Origin of the sequence: Microcella alkaliphila, assembly GCF_004216855.1 — a bacterium.
Lineage (GTDB): Bacteria > Actinomycetota > Actinomycetes > Actinomycetales > Microbacteriaceae > Microcella > Microcella alkaliphila.
The window spans coordinates 148,064-159,947 of the sequence record NZ_SGXT01000018.1 but is presented as its reverse complement, the minus strand read 5'-3'; the positions used below and the strand labels follow the sequence as shown (position 1 = coordinate 159,947).

The window sequence follows — 11,884 nt, the reverse complement described above, 5'->3', positions numbered from 1 at the left end:
CTATGCTCGCCGTGTGACCAGCCCCCGCCTCTTCGCCCGCCGCCTGTCGCTGCTCGCCGTCGCTGCTGCGGCAGTCGTCAGCGTCGCCGGATGCTCGCTTCTGAGCTCCACATTTGGCGCCGACTCGACGCCTCGCGGCGACGACGGCCAGGTTGTCGAACAGAACGACAGCGCCGACGTCTTCAGCATTCGCGTGGGCGACTGCCTGAACGACGCGTCTGCCAGTGACGAGGTCACCGAGGTTCCCCTCGTGCCCTGCAGCGAGCCGCACGACAGTGAGGTGTACGCGTCGATCATTATGACGGGCGACGCGTTTCCCGGGAACGACGTCGTGATCGCCGAGGCCGACGACGCATGCTTCGAGCGCTTCGAAGAGTTCGTCGGTATCCCCTACCTCGACTCGATCTACGACTTCAGCTACTACTTCCCGACGGAAGGCAGCTGGGCGAACGGCGACCGCGAGATCCTCTGCGTGATCTACGACCCCGCGGGCCAAAAGCTCACGGGCTCGCTCGCCGGAATCGCTCGCTAGCGACCGAGCGTCAGCACAAGTTTGCCCGCGACCTGCTTCGCGGCGAGCCTGTCGAGCGCGGCGCGCGCGTCTGCGAACGGCACCACCTCCGTCACCGCTGACGCGATGCTGCCCTCGGCCACCTGGCCCAGCACGCGGGCGACATCGTCGCCGGTCTCCGTCTGCATGACCGACGCAATACGCTGCGACGCCACCACGTTGGCGAGCGGAACCCGAAACAGCTGCCGGTCGAAGCCTTCGAACACCGGCCCGCCGACCCCGTCGGCGCCCACGATGACGAGCGTGCCGCATCGGGTGAGCGCGCGACGCAGCACGTGCAGCGGTCTGCCGTCGGCGGTGTCGATCACGACGTCGAACGTGCCCCAGCGCGATGGGTCACTCTCGCGCGCGTAGTCGATCAGCCGCTCCACGCCGAGGCTGCGCACGAAGTCGGACTTGCGGGCGCTGATGACGGCGGTCACGTCGGCTCCGGCGAGCGCCGCGTACTGCGCGACGAACGCGCCGACACCGCCGCGGGCACGAGCGCGAGCTTGCGTGCCGGCGCGATCGCGTAGTCGGCGAGGGCACCAACGCCCGACCCCGCGACGCGGTCCCCCACGGCGATAGTCGTCACCCCCTCGCCGACCGCGACAACGTGTCCCGCGAGGGCGAGCCCCGGGATGGGCTGACGAGGGGTGCGCCAGCCGACGGCGGGGCGCACCATGAGGGGTCGCCCGGCCAGGAGGTGAATCGTGCCCGCATCGGGACTCATGGCCTCGACGCGCACGAGCACGTCACCACGCCGCGGTGTCGGCACGGGGCGGGTCTGCTCGGCGAGCACATCGCTCGTGCCGTATCCACGCTGCACGAGGGCACGCATGGTGGTCGGGATGCTCGAGGCTGTGCGGGTCATCGGGTCGCCTTTCGTGGGCGGGCGCTCACGCGCCGTCGGGGTACTGGAAGACGTCGTCGAGGCCGACCCCGAAGACGCGCGCGATCTGGAAGGCGACTTCGAGCGAGGGCGAATACTTGCCCTGTTCAATCGCGTTGACCGTCTGCCGGGTGACGCCGAGCGCGTCAGCAAGTTGCCCCTGGGTCATGTCACCGTGCTCGTCCCGCAGGGCGCGAATACGGTTGGTGACACGCGTCGGCTTCACCACGACGGCACCCCCGTGCGGTGCATGACGATACGGGCGATCGACGACAGGATGCCCGAGGCGACAAAGCCGACGAGGATCGCGTTGGCGATCCAGAAGTGCTCAACCTCGAGGATGGCGAGGATCATCGCGGCGACGGCGCCGATGATGATGAAGGATGCGCCGACCTGATCGGAGAGCCGGTTGATGGCGCGGTCGCGCACATCGGTTCGCCGCGCACGCTCGCCGCCGAACATTCCGATGATGATCGTCAGCACGACGCCGACGACGATCGATCCCCCGATCATCCACGCGATGAGGTCGCCATACGGGGTTGCACTGAGCGGAGCGCCGTCTGCGCGGCGGACGAGCAGCGTCAGGTAGGTGGCGTAGGCGCCGATGGTGACGGCCAGTTGAATCCACGCGCCGCGGTGTTCGAAGCTCATCGCGAGCATCCCCTCAATCGTTCGGGTGTCAAGAATTCTTGACACCCGAACGGTAGGGCACGCGCAGCACGCGTGTCAATAATTTTTTACATGTCGACGATCTGCTTGCCGAGCGGCAGCAACGCGACGGGCACCATCTTCAGGTTCGCCCAGGCGAACGGGATGCCGATGATCGTGATTGCGAGGGCAAGAGCCGACAGGATGTGTCCGATCGCGAGCCACCAGCCGGCGAGGACCACCCACACGATGTTGCCGAGCGCGGACCCCACCCCGGCGGTGCGGCGATCGACCACGGTCTTGCCGAACGGCCATAGCGAATACACGCCGATGCGCCACGCGGCAATACCCCACGGAATCGTGACGATGAGCACGACCATGATCAGGGCCGCCAGCGCGTAGCCGAGGAACAGCCACAGGCCCGACAGAATGAGCCAGATCACGTTGAGGATGACGCGCATGGTCCCAGTCTTGCAGGGCAGCGCACAAACACGGGCGCGCGAACCCTCCGACAGTGCGTGACAACAACCCATGGTGGAGATGGGGGGAATCGAACCCCCGTCCACTGCTGTGAGCCTGAGCCTTCTACGGGCGTAGTCTGCTGAGACGTTCTGCTCGGCCCCGACCTTTGTTGCAGACCCCTAGGTCGACGGGCCCAGCCTCAGTTCGAGTCCCGCGTGGCCCTGAGACACAACCACGCAGCAAGCCCCCTCAATGACGCCAGCGACCGGGGCGGAGGCGAACCCGGGCTGACGGACTATCTACTCTGCCTTAGGCGGCGAGAGCGAAGTCGGTGCGCTTAGCATTGGCACCTGTTGGTTACAGGGAGCGTTTACGAGATAACCCTGCATCCTCGACCCGCTTCTCACAGTTTCGCAGGCAGTGTCGAAACCGATCATCCCCGTGGGACTCGCAGCGTGCATCCGCCCTCAAAAAATGAAAAACGGATGCCCGTGCGAGCGAAGCGCTGTCACGCACTGTGGAGTTTCGTAAGCCGTTGGCGGCCGTTCGGGCCGGCCACCGGCGTTCTCACACGCTCGCGGGACCCGCGGCGTAGCCCTTCAGTATAGCCGCCCTAGACCCTGTCGGGAACCCTGCCCGCACGCCGAGCACGAAGGTCGACGACGGCGACGATGAACGCGATCGACACGAACAGCACGATCACGCCCCCAGCGTTGCGGTAGGCGTCCTGGTAGACGACCAGCTGCGAGAACATGCCCTCCTCGCGGTAGACGGTCGCGTAGAAGGCCGAGACGGCCGCGGCGAGGCCGACGGCCGTGCCGACGCGCTGGCCGACCTGGCCGATCGAGCCGGCGACGCCGCCCGAGGTGACGGGCACCTCCGCAAGGGCGAGGGTCTGGTTGGGGGCGATGACGGCCCCTCCGCCGGCCCCGGCAACAAGCATTGCGACGGCCATCGCCCACGGCACGGCGATGGGCGGCAACAGCAAGGCCGAGGCGACCGCTCCGCCGAGACCGACGAGCACGCCGACGAGTCCGACGACGACGACGAGGCGCCCGTAACGATCGACGACCTTCCCCGAGTAGAAGGAGGTCACGGCGCTCGCCAGGGCGAACGGGATTGTGACCATTCCGGCGTACACGGCAGGAAGATCGAGCCCGAGCTGAAGGAACAGCGTGAGCGTGAGGAAGGTCGCCGGCATGGCGGCGAAGTAGGCCATCGCCAGCACGGTCGCGTTGCGGTAGCTGTGGATGCGGAACAGCGTGAAGTCGACGATCGCCGTGCGGCCGGCGGCGAGGTAGCGGCGCTCCCACGCGATGAACAGCGCGGCGATGGCGACGAAGACGCTAAGGAACCACCAGCGCGCGGGATTGTCGTCCGGGCTGCCCGTCGTCAGCACGAACGGCAGCATGAGCGCCAGCACGCCCGCGCCGAGCAACGCGGTGCCGACGAGATCGAGGTCGGCCGGTCCGTCGGAGGCAGGTTGGGTGCGGGGCAGCAGCTTGTACGCGAACGGGAACAGCAGCAGCACGAGCGGCACGTTCATCCAGAAGATGAGGCGCCAGCCGACGTCGTCGCTGCCGAGGCTGACGAAGAGGCCGCCCAGGGTCGGACCGAAGGCGGTCGAAAGCCCGATGACGGCGCCGAAGATGCCGAACGCGCGCCCGCGCGCCGGGCCCTGGAAGAGCTGCTGGGTGAGCCCGAGCACCTGCGGCATGAGCAGCCCCGCCGAGATGCCCTGCAGGATGCGCGAGGCGATCAGCACCTCGACACTCGGCGCGATGGCGCAGAACAGACTGGCGAGCAAGAAGACGACGAGCCCGGCGAGGAACATCCGTCGCCGCGAGTTCAGGTCACCCCAGCGACCGGCCGGCACGAGCACCACGCCGAACGCGAGCACGTAGCCGGCGACGATCAGCTGCACCTCGGTGGGGCCAGCGCCGAGCGCCTGCTCGATCGCCGGAATGCCGACGTTCACCTTCGACAGGTCGAGAATCGTGAGCGAAGCGACCGCGACGGCGATCGCGAACGCCTGCCAACGGGTGCGGTCGGAGTACGTCACCTCGTCGCGCGCGCCGTCTGCCACAAGGGTCGAGCATAGACCGGGGGATGCTGTGCGCCCGGTGAGCGCGCTCCCCTACTCGCCGAGGCGGTTGCGGCTGCGCATCGCGCGCTCGGCCTCGCGCTTGTCTTGCTTCTCGCGCAGCGTCTGGCGCTTGTCGTACTCGCGCTTACCCTTCGCGACCGCCAGTTCGACCTTCGCGCGGCCGTCGCTGAAGTAAATGCTCAGCGGAATCAGCGTGTAGCCGCCCTCTTTGGTCTTCTGGCTGATCTTGATGATCTGCTGCTTGTGCAGAAGAAGTTTCCGCTTGCGGCGCGGGGCGTGGTTCGTCCAGGTGCCCTGCGAGTACTCGGGGATGTGCACGGCATCAAGCCACGCTTCTCCGCCGTCGATGAAGCCGTAGCCGTCGACGAGGCTCGCCCGGCCTTGCCGCAGCGACTTCACCTCAGTGCCGCTCAGAACGAGCCCGGCCTCGAAGGTGTCCTCGATCGTGTAGTCGTGACGCGCCTTGCGGTTGGTCGCCACGACCTTCTGACCCTGCTCTTTCGGCATGGCGCCCCTCCTCTCGGCTCAGCGTTGCGAGTTCTCTCGCCCGGGCGCGCGGGGCAGCGCGCAGCCCTCCAGCATAGCCCGGCCCCGAGCATCCATTTCTGTTGGATGCTCGGTGCGCGTCGGTCGCGAGCGATCAGACGCGCAGATACCGGCTGATTGCGACGTTCGACGCGATCGCGGCGAGCAGCCCGCCGGCGACGAGCAGCACGGGCGCGACGATGAGCGCGTCGTTGACGGTGACGAAGCTCGTGCCCGGGAGAGTTTGCGTCAGATAGCCCTGTACGAAGAAGTGCACGATCGCGATGACGGCGCCGCCGGCGAGCAGCGAGCCGAGCAGGGCCGCGACGACGCCTTCGAGCACGAACGGGGTCTGGATGAAGCGGTTGGAGGCTCCGACAAGGCGCATGATGCCGAGCTCGCGTCGACGCGAGAAGGCGCTCAGGCGGATCGTGGTGGCGATCAGCAGGGCGGCGGCGACAAGCATGAGGGCGGCGATGCCCACCGCCGTGAGGCTCGACGCGTTCAGGATGGCGAAGATCTGGTCGAGGTAACTGCGCTGGTCGACAACCGACTCGACCCCGGCGAGGCCCGCGAGCGCGTCGGAGAGGATCTGGCTCTGCTCGGGGTCGACGAGGTTCACCCAGAATGCCTCGGTCATGAGTTCGGGCGTGACGAGGGAGGCGATCGCGTTGCCGGCGAATTGGTCTTGGAAGTTCTGGAAGGCGAGCTCTTGGTCTTCGAAGTAGTACGCGTCGATGAACGGTGCGAGCGTCGCGGACTGCAGCTGCGCTTCAACGGCGGCGATCTGATCGTCGGTGGCGGCCTGCTGGTCGCAGCTGCCGGCGGTCGTGAAGTCGGTGCAGAAGTACACCGCGACCTGGGCGCGGTCGAACCAGTACGTCTTCATTTGGGTGATCTGCGACTGCAGGAGGATCGCGGTGCCGACGAAGGTCAGCGAGATGAAGGTCACGAGCACGACCGAGACGACCATCGAGAGGTTGCGGCGAAGCCCCTGCCCGACCTCGCTGAGAACGAGTCCGAGTCTCACGGGGTGACCTCCGCCGGGCCGAAGGACTGCTCGCGCACAAGCGGCACGGCCTGGGTGTAGCTGCCGCCGCGCTCGTCGCGCACGATGCGGCCGCCGACGAGTTCGACAACGCGGCGCTGCAGCCGGTCGACGATGCCGACGTCGTGGGTGGCCATGACGACGGTCGTGCCGTTCGCGTTGATGCGCTGCAAGAGAGTCATGATGCCGTCGGAGGTTGCGGGGTCGAGGTTTCCGGTCGGCTCGTCGGCGAGCAGGATCGACGGCTTGTTGACGACGGCGCGCGCGATCGCGACGCGCTGCTGCTCGCCGCCCGACAGCTCGTGCGGGAAGCGCCCGCCCTTGCCGTCGAGGCCGACGGTCGCGAGCGCGTCGGGCACGGCCTCGTGGATGAATCCCTTCGACTTGCCGATGACCTGCAGGGTGAAGGCGACGTTGTCGAACACGGTCTTGTTCGGCAGAAGCCGGAAGTCTTGGAAGACGACGCCGAGGTTGCGGCGGAAGTACGGCACCTTGCGGCTCGAGATGCGGCCGAGGTCTTGCCCGAGCACGTGGATCTGCCCCGAGGTGGGGCGCTCCTCCTTCAGCACGAGGCGCAAAAAGCTCGACTTACCCGAGCCGGACGCGCCCACGAGGAAGACGAACTCGCCCGCGAGAATTTCGAGGTCGACGGCGTTCAGCGCCGGCCTCGCGTTGCCGCGGTACACCTTGGTGACCTCATCGAATCGAATCACGCCGGTCAGCGTAGGCGCGGGTTCAGGATGCGCGGGGCAGCCACGCCCGCATGGTCACGACTCCCAGCCGCCCCTTGTTCGCGATGGCCGGGACCTGCTGCTGCGGCCGGTGGGGTGCCGAGTGTCGCTCTCCCCCGGCGCGCGGCTGCGCCACGCCGGTCAGTCGGCAGCTGCCTCGGCGTGTCGGGCTCGTTACCGGGGCGACGCGACACGCAGTCCGCGGCACGCGGCGCACGAGTGGCCGAGTGGAGCGGGGCGGGGCAGTGAGAGGCAGTGCGGAGTGGCGGGGCGGGGCAGAGCGGTGCGCCACGGCGCGGCCTCTAGTCGGCCCGCGTCGGCGTGCCCATGCGGCGACCGTCGAGCACCGCGATGCGCTTCCCTAATCGACCGGTCGCTGCTTGCGCCACTTGATGCCGGCGGCGATGAACGCGTCGAGGTCGCCGTCGAACACCTTCGAGGGGTTGCCCTCTTCGTGCTCGGTGCGGAGGTCTTTCACCATTTGGTACGGCGCGAGCACGTAGGAGCGCATCTGGTCGCCCCAGCTGGCGGTGATGGTGCCCGCGAGCTCTTTCTTCGTCGCGGCTTCCTGCTCTTTCTGCAGCAGGAGCAGCCGCGACTGCAACACGCGCATGGCGGCCGCGCGGTTCTGGATCTGGCTCTTCTCGTTCTGCATCGACACCACGGTGCCGGTCGGCAGGTGCGTGATGCGCACGGCCGAGTCGGTCGTGTTGACGCTCTGCCCACCGGGGCCCGACGAGCGAAACACGTCGACGCGGATGTCGGATTCGGGAATCTCGATCTCGGCGGTCTCCTCCATGAGGGGAATCACCTCGACTGCGGCGAAGCTCGTCTGGCGTTTGCCGGCCGCGCCGAAGGGGCTCATGCGCACGAGTCGGTGGGTGCCCGCCTCGACGCTGAGCAGCCCGAACGCGTGCGGGGCGTCGATCTGGAACGTCGTCGACTTGATACCGGCCTCTTCGGCGTAGGAGGTGTCCATGACGGTCGCCGGGTAGCCGTGCTGCTCGGCCCAGCGCAGGTACATGCGCTGCAGCATCTCAGCGAAGTCGGCGGCGTCGACGCCGCCGGCGCCCGAGCGAATCGTCACGACGGCAGGGCGGTCGTCGTACTCGCCATCGAGCAGGGTCTGCACCTCAAGATCAGCGAGCGTCTTCTCGATGGATGCCAACTCGTCGGCGGCCTCGGCGGCCGCATCGGCGTCGTCGGCCTCGCGCGCCATCTCGATGAGCACGTCGAGGTCGTCGAGGCGCTGCTCGAGTTCGGTGATGCGCTTCAGTTCGGCCTGCTTGTGGCTGAGCGCGCTCGTCACCTTCTGGGCGGCGTCGACGTCGTCCCACAGGTCGGGGGCGGCGGCCTTCTCTCCCAGCTCGGCGGTCTCCGCGGCGAGGCGGTCGACGTCGACGACGGCGCGGATGTCGCGGAAGGTGGAGCGGGCGGCGGCGATGCGCTCAGAAAAATCGAGGTCGATCATTGTGCCCCCAGCCTATCGGCGTGGCCAGCGCCGCCCCCGAGCGTTAGGGTCGCAGTGACGTCGCCCCGTGCATCCCGATGTGTGTAAAGGAACCCCGTGTCGACCGCCACGCTGACTGCCGCGCTGACGCACCGCCTCGCGCTGTTCGCCGCCGGGCAGGTGCTGCTCACGCTGATCTTCGCGCTCGCGGGCGTCGCCGAACCGTTCGCGGCGGCCGGCGCCTGGTGGCCCCTCACGGCAATCGTGGTGAACGTCGTCTCGCTCGTGCTGATGCGATGGTGGCTGCACCGCCACGACAGACGCCTGCGCGACGTGTACCGCGTCGAGCCGCACCGCGTGCCGCGCGTGCTGGGGCTGGTCGCGCTCGTGACGGTGATCGCGCTGGCACTCGGAGCCGCGGGAAGCCTCGGTCTCGGTGCCCTGCTGTTCGGCGCTCCGCAGCTGGCGGTCGCCGCGCTCGTGCAGCCGCTGCCGGCGTGGGCGATCATCCCGGTCGTCGTCGTGTTTCCGCTGACAACGGCGGCGGTCGAGCTGCCGCTGTACTTCGGCATCGTGCTGCCCGAACTGCGCGAGCGGGGCCTCGGCGAGTGGAGCGCCGTTCTGATCGCCGGTGGCGCGCTCGCGGTGCAGCACGTGGCGCTTCCGCTGAGCGCCGACCCAGCGTTCATCGCCTGGCGGGCGCTGATGTTCGTCGCCTTCGCCGTGTTTCTCGCGCTCGCCCTGTCGCGTAGGCCCGTGCTGCTGCCCTACCTTGTGGGCATCCACTATCTGCTCGACCTGGCAGTCGCGCTGCAGTTCGCCGGCGTCGCGCGCTAAGTGCTGCTGTCGGGCGCGGGTGGGGCTGCCTGGGCACTCGACGGGGAGTGGGCGCTGGAGGCCGAGCGCACGCTCGACACCGACTGCGCGCTCGCGGCCGACTGCGTACTCAGCGGAGTGGCGACCTCGAGCGACATCTCGGCGGCCATCCGCGCCGCCGGATGCATGTCGGCGTCGACGGGATGCTCGGGGGCGGGAACTGTCTCGGTGGGCGCCGCCGGGATGTCGGTGAAGGCGGTCGACGGCAGATCCTTCTCACCGTTCACGATCGCCTCGACGATGCGAGCGGCGACCGCCTCGGGGAGGTACCCGGTGGGGAATTTCGGCGTCTCGCCCGCGATGGGGTGCCGTGACAGCTCGGTCTCGGTGTGGCCGGGCCGGGCATCCAGGACGCGGATTTTCTGGCGGCGCAGCTCACGCGCGGCGACCTGCGTGAACGCGTGCAGGGCCGTCTTGACTGCGGAGTAGGCGGCGAGACCGTTGGTGGGACTCTCGGCGACGAGACCCGACAGGGTGACGACGAAGGGCTCTCCCCCGGCTTCGGCGCTCGTCGCGAGCGAGTCGGTGGCGGCGCGCATGACGCGCACGGGCCCGGCGGCGTTGACCTGCCAGAGCTGCTCGAGGGTCTCATTGGTGAGTTCGGCGACGGGGCCGAACGCGACGACTCCGGCGGCGTTGATGACTCCGTCGAGCCTGCCGTTGGCGGTGACGGCCGTCGCGACGAGAGTGCGGGCGAAGGTGGGATCGGCCAGGTCGCCGGGCACGAGCGTCGCCGGGATACCGAGCGCTTCGAGGTTGGTCATGTTTCGGCCGCTCAGCGTGAGCTTCGCGCCGCGCTCGTGCAGCAGGCGCGCGATGTGCCGGCCGAGGCCGCCGGTTGCGCCCACGACGATGATCGACGCGCCCTCCAGGTTGGTCATGCGGTGAGCGTATCGGCCGCACTCTGGGAACGTGCATGGGGCACTCAGAAAACTCAGTGAGCGCGCAGGTTTTGTGCGGCCAGGTGTCGACGGCGCGGGGTGTGACGGCGCGGGTGCTGCGGACGCTACTGCAGCACGCTGCGGGCGGTCGCCGTCACCTCGATCGTGAGCCCCTCCGGCACGAACAGGGTGACGACGGGCGGGCGCCAGGCGGCCTCGAGCGTCACCTCGGCGGAGACCCCGTCGGGGGTGCGGGCGGCAACGAGGCGCAGGGCCTCGAATCCCGACGTGGGCGCCTCGCTCAGGTACGCGCTCACGTCGCGCGCGACGCCGGCATCGTCAAGCCTCGGTCGCAGGCTGCCGTCGGGCGCGCGCACCGCGTCGAGATCGAACGACTCAGCTCCGACGAGCGCGGCCCCGTCGGCCAGCGTGAACAGTCGCTTGCGTTCGAGGTAGAGCGAGGTGGCGGCCGAGACCAGCAGCACGACGACGAGTCCGAGCGCGGCGTACCCCGCAATCAGCGGGAGGATCGATCCGGTGTCGTCGGCGAGCATCCGGGATGCGCGGGGCGACGTCGCGCGCGCTCGTCGCCTCATCGCGCGCCCCAGAACCGCGAGACCTGCTGGGTGGCGGCCGCGTCGACGGGCACGGCGAGTGGGGTGCGCAGGTCGAGCGCGTCGGGGACGAGCGGCAGCGGAACGCGGGCGCTGACCTCGACCGTGACCCAGCCTCGGCGCGTGTGGCACGCGGTCGGGTTCGGCTGGCACGAGATCGTGATGTCGACGGCCTCGGCGGCGACCCCGTGATCGGCGAGCGCGAGCTCGAGCGCCCGCGCGGCCGCGGCACTTCCGGCCGCGGTGTCGGGAGCCTGCACGAACACGCGGGCTGCGTGGCGGGCCGCCCCCTCGGTGGCGAGCGCGGCCGACTGAATCGTGGCGAGCGCGACGATGAGGTACACGAGGGGAATGAGTAGGAGCATTCCGGCGGTGATGAATTCGAGCGAAGCGGAGCCGTCGTCGGCCGCCGCGCGGTCGAGGAGACGGCGCCGGGCGTCGCTCCGCCGTCGAATCTCAGCGCAGCGGTTCGAGCGCCGCACGGCCGCTCACCTCCAGGGCTCCGTCAATGCCGAACAGCCCCACCATCGGTAGCGGCGCGCGAACCGTCACCACGACAACGGGATGCTCGCCGAACGTTCCGAAGCCGGCGCCCACGTCGCCGGCGTAGCGCGGCCCGATCGCGGTCGCGATGAGCTCGCGGGAGCGCTCAACGCCCGCCTCGAGCGAATTGTCGGCAAGCGCCGCGAAGCGCGCCCCCTCGGCAGCGGCGTCGATCAGCGTGGTGCGCACGTGCAGGGCGAGAGCCAGCTGCAGCACGGCCAGCAGCACGAGGGTCAGGAGCGTGCCGACGAGCACGAACTCGACCGGGGCCGAGCCGCGGTCGTCGTCGAGTCGTCGAGTCGTCATGGGCGCCGAATGCGGGGGCGGGCGTCGCTGTCGTTGTCGTCGCGCGCCTAAAAGGTCGCTACGCGGTCGATCGCCTGCTGGAAGACGCCAGACAGGGCGGGGCCGGCGAGCGCCCAGATCAGGATGACGAGGCCCGCGGTCATGAGGGTGATGAGAACCCAGCCGGGCACATCCCCTCGGTCATCGTCGAGGTGGCGGGCGAGTCGGGCGCGGAGACGGGACATGACGATTCCTTCCGGGGGCGGGATGAA

The 11,884-nt window shown here is 69.0% G+C and carries 18 protein-coding genes and 1 other RNA gene; 2 read left to right on the top strand and 17 right to left on the bottom strand.

Annotated elements, in window-relative coordinates:
- Positions 1-13 precede the first annotated feature (13 nt).
- Positions 14-532, top strand: coding sequence for a septum formation family protein (locus tag EV140_RS12020; protein ID WP_130284241.1), 519 nt, complete (start codon positions 14-16; stop codon positions 530-532).
- Here EV140_RS12020 and EV140_RS12015 read toward each other — a convergent pair.
- From EV140_RS12015 to prfB, 12 genes are all read right to left on the bottom strand, one after another.
- A complete protein-coding gene (locus tag EV140_RS12015; RefSeq protein WP_157985658.1) occupies positions 529-993 on the bottom strand; it encodes a zinc-binding dehydrogenase in 465 nt (154 codons plus the stop codon). The two genes, EV140_RS12020 and EV140_RS12015, sit on opposite strands and share 4 nt — an antisense overlap.
- Positions 990-1,424, bottom strand: coding sequence for an alcohol dehydrogenase catalytic domain-containing protein (locus EV140_RS13275; RefSeq protein ID WP_157985657.1), 435 nt, complete (start codon positions 1,422-1,424; stop codon positions 990-992). Before EV140_RS13275 ends, EV140_RS12015 begins: the two co-directional genes overlap by 4 nt.
- Positions 1,425-1,449: 25 nt before the next feature.
- Positions 1,450-1,671 (bottom strand): helix-turn-helix transcriptional regulator, encoded by a 222-nt coding sequence (locus EV140_RS12010; protein WP_130284237.1) that lies wholly within the window; start codon positions 1,669-1,671, stop codon positions 1,450-1,452.
- A complete protein-coding gene (locus EV140_RS12005) occupies positions 1,665-2,102 on the bottom strand; it encodes a hypothetical protein (RefSeq protein WP_130284235.1) in 438 nt (145 codons plus the stop codon). Before EV140_RS12005 ends, EV140_RS12010 begins: the two co-directional genes overlap by 7 nt.
- Positions 2,103-2,179: 77 nt before the next feature.
- Positions 2,180-2,551, bottom strand: coding sequence for a YccF domain-containing protein (locus tag EV140_RS12000; RefSeq protein WP_130284233.1), 372 nt, complete (start codon positions 2,549-2,551; stop codon positions 2,180-2,182).
- A gap of 71 nt (positions 2,552-2,622) precedes the next feature.
- Positions 2,623-2,993: a transfer-messenger RNA gene (ssrA, locus tag EV140_RS11995) on the bottom strand.
- A 172-nt stretch (positions 2,994-3,165) separates the two neighbouring features.
- Positions 3,166-4,638, bottom strand: coding sequence for an MFS transporter (locus tag EV140_RS11990; protein WP_130284231.1), 1,473 nt, complete (start codon positions 4,636-4,638; stop codon positions 3,166-3,168).
- A 51-nt stretch (positions 4,639-4,689) separates the two neighbouring features.
- On the bottom strand, positions 4,690-5,166 hold the full coding sequence (gene smpB / locus EV140_RS11985) for an SsrA-binding protein SmpB (RefSeq protein WP_130284229.1): 477 nt from the start codon (positions 5,164-5,166) through the stop codon (positions 4,690-4,692).
- Positions 5,167-5,299: 133 nt separating this feature from the next.
- On the bottom strand, positions 5,300-6,214 hold the full coding sequence (gene ftsX, locus EV140_RS11980) for a permease-like cell division protein FtsX (protein ID WP_130284227.1): 915 nt from the start codon (positions 6,212-6,214) through the stop codon (positions 5,300-5,302).
- The gene (ftsE, locus tag EV140_RS11975; protein ID WP_096422510.1) at positions 6,211-6,945 is read right to left on the bottom strand and encodes a cell division ATP-binding protein FtsE; all 735 of its coding nucleotides are present in this window, start codon (positions 6,943-6,945) and stop codon (positions 6,211-6,213) included. Before ftsE ends, ftsX begins: the two co-directional genes overlap by 4 nt.
- A 22-nt stretch (positions 6,946-6,967) precedes the next feature.
- A complete protein-coding gene (locus tag EV140_RS13570) occupies positions 6,968-7,099 on the bottom strand; it encodes a hypothetical protein (RefSeq protein ID WP_277871114.1) in 132 nt (43 codons plus the stop codon).
- A 225-nt stretch (positions 7,100-7,324) separates the two neighbouring features.
- The gene (gene prfB / locus EV140_RS11970; protein ID WP_130284225.1) at positions 7,325-8,434 is read right to left on the bottom strand and encodes a peptide chain release factor 2; all 1,110 of its coding nucleotides are present in this window, start codon (positions 8,432-8,434) and stop codon (positions 7,325-7,327) included.
- A gap of 96 nt (positions 8,435-8,530) precedes the next feature.
- On the opposite strand from prfB, the gene EV140_RS11965 reads away from it, so the two are divergent.
- Positions 8,531-9,250, top strand: a complete 720-nt coding sequence (locus EV140_RS11965) for a hypothetical protein (protein ID WP_130284223.1) — start codon at positions 8,531-8,533, stop codon at positions 9,248-9,250.
- Here EV140_RS11965 and EV140_RS11960 read toward each other — a convergent pair.
- The 5 genes from EV140_RS11960 to EV140_RS13385 all read right to left on the bottom strand — a co-directional run bounded on the left by EV140_RS11960 (position 9,247) and on the right by EV140_RS13385 (position 11,857).
- Entirely contained in the window at positions 9,247-10,170 is a 924-nt protein-coding gene (locus EV140_RS11960) for an SDR family NAD(P)-dependent oxidoreductase (protein WP_130284221.1), read from the bottom strand. The two genes, EV140_RS11965 and EV140_RS11960, sit on opposite strands and share 4 nt — an antisense overlap.
- A gap of 125 nt (positions 10,171-10,295) precedes the next feature.
- Complete coding sequence (locus EV140_RS11955; RefSeq protein ID WP_130284219.1) at positions 10,296-10,766, bottom strand: pilus assembly protein TadG-related protein; 471 nt, start codon at positions 10,764-10,766, stop codon at positions 10,296-10,298.
- Complete coding sequence (locus EV140_RS11950) at positions 10,763-11,266, bottom strand: hypothetical protein (protein ID WP_241971434.1); 504 nt, start codon at positions 11,264-11,266, stop codon at positions 10,763-10,765. Before EV140_RS11950 ends, EV140_RS11955 begins: the two co-directional genes overlap by 4 nt.
- Positions 11,241-11,633, bottom strand: a complete 393-nt coding sequence (locus tag EV140_RS11945; protein WP_130284217.1) for a TadE/TadG family type IV pilus assembly protein — start codon at positions 11,631-11,633, stop codon at positions 11,241-11,243. The genes EV140_RS11950 and EV140_RS11945 overlap by 26 nt, the downstream gene beginning before the upstream one ends.
- A gap of 47 nt (positions 11,634-11,680) precedes the next feature.
- Positions 11,681-11,857, bottom strand: a complete 177-nt coding sequence (locus EV140_RS13385) for a hypothetical protein (RefSeq protein WP_173826884.1) — start codon at positions 11,855-11,857, stop codon at positions 11,681-11,683.
- Positions 11,858-11,884 lie beyond the last annotated feature (27 nt).

What these genes read in the sequence shown, in the direction of transcription:
- EV140_RS13275 (WP_157985657.1), bottom strand. Translation starts at nt 1,424, where the DNA reads ATGACCCGCACAGCCTCGAGCATCCCGACCACCATGCGTGCCCTCGTG.
- EV140_RS12005 (WP_130284235.1), bottom strand. Translation starts at nt 2,102, where the DNA reads ATGCTCGCGATGAGCTTCGAACACCGCGGCGCGTGGATTCAACTGGCC.
- EV140_RS12000 (WP_130284233.1), bottom strand. Translation starts at nt 2,551, where the DNA reads ATGCGCGTCATCCTCAACGTGATCTGGCTCATTCTGTCGGGCCTGTGG.
- smpB (WP_130284229.1), bottom strand. Translation starts at nt 5,166, where the DNA reads ATGCCGAAAGAGCAGGGTCAGAAGGTCGTGGCGACCAACCGCAAGGCG.
- prfB (WP_130284225.1), bottom strand. Translation starts at nt 8,434, where the DNA reads ATGATCGACCTCGATTTTTCTGAGCGCATCGCCGCCGCCCGCTCCACC.
- EV140_RS11960 (WP_130284221.1), bottom strand. Translation starts at nt 10,170, where the DNA reads ATGACCAACCTGGAGGGCGCGTCGATCATCGTCGTGGGCGCAACCGGC.
- EV140_RS11955 (WP_130284219.1), bottom strand. Translation starts at nt 10,766, where the DNA reads ATGAGGCGACGAGCGCGCGCGACGTCGCCCCGCGCATCCCGGATGCTC.
- EV140_RS11945 (WP_130284217.1), bottom strand. Translation starts at nt 11,633, where the DNA reads ATGACGACTCGACGACTCGACGACGACCGCGGCTCGGCCCCGGTCGAG.
- EV140_RS13385 (WP_173826884.1), bottom strand. Translation starts at nt 11,857, where the DNA reads ATGTCCCGTCTCCGCGCCCGACTCGCCCGCCACCTCGACGATGACCGA.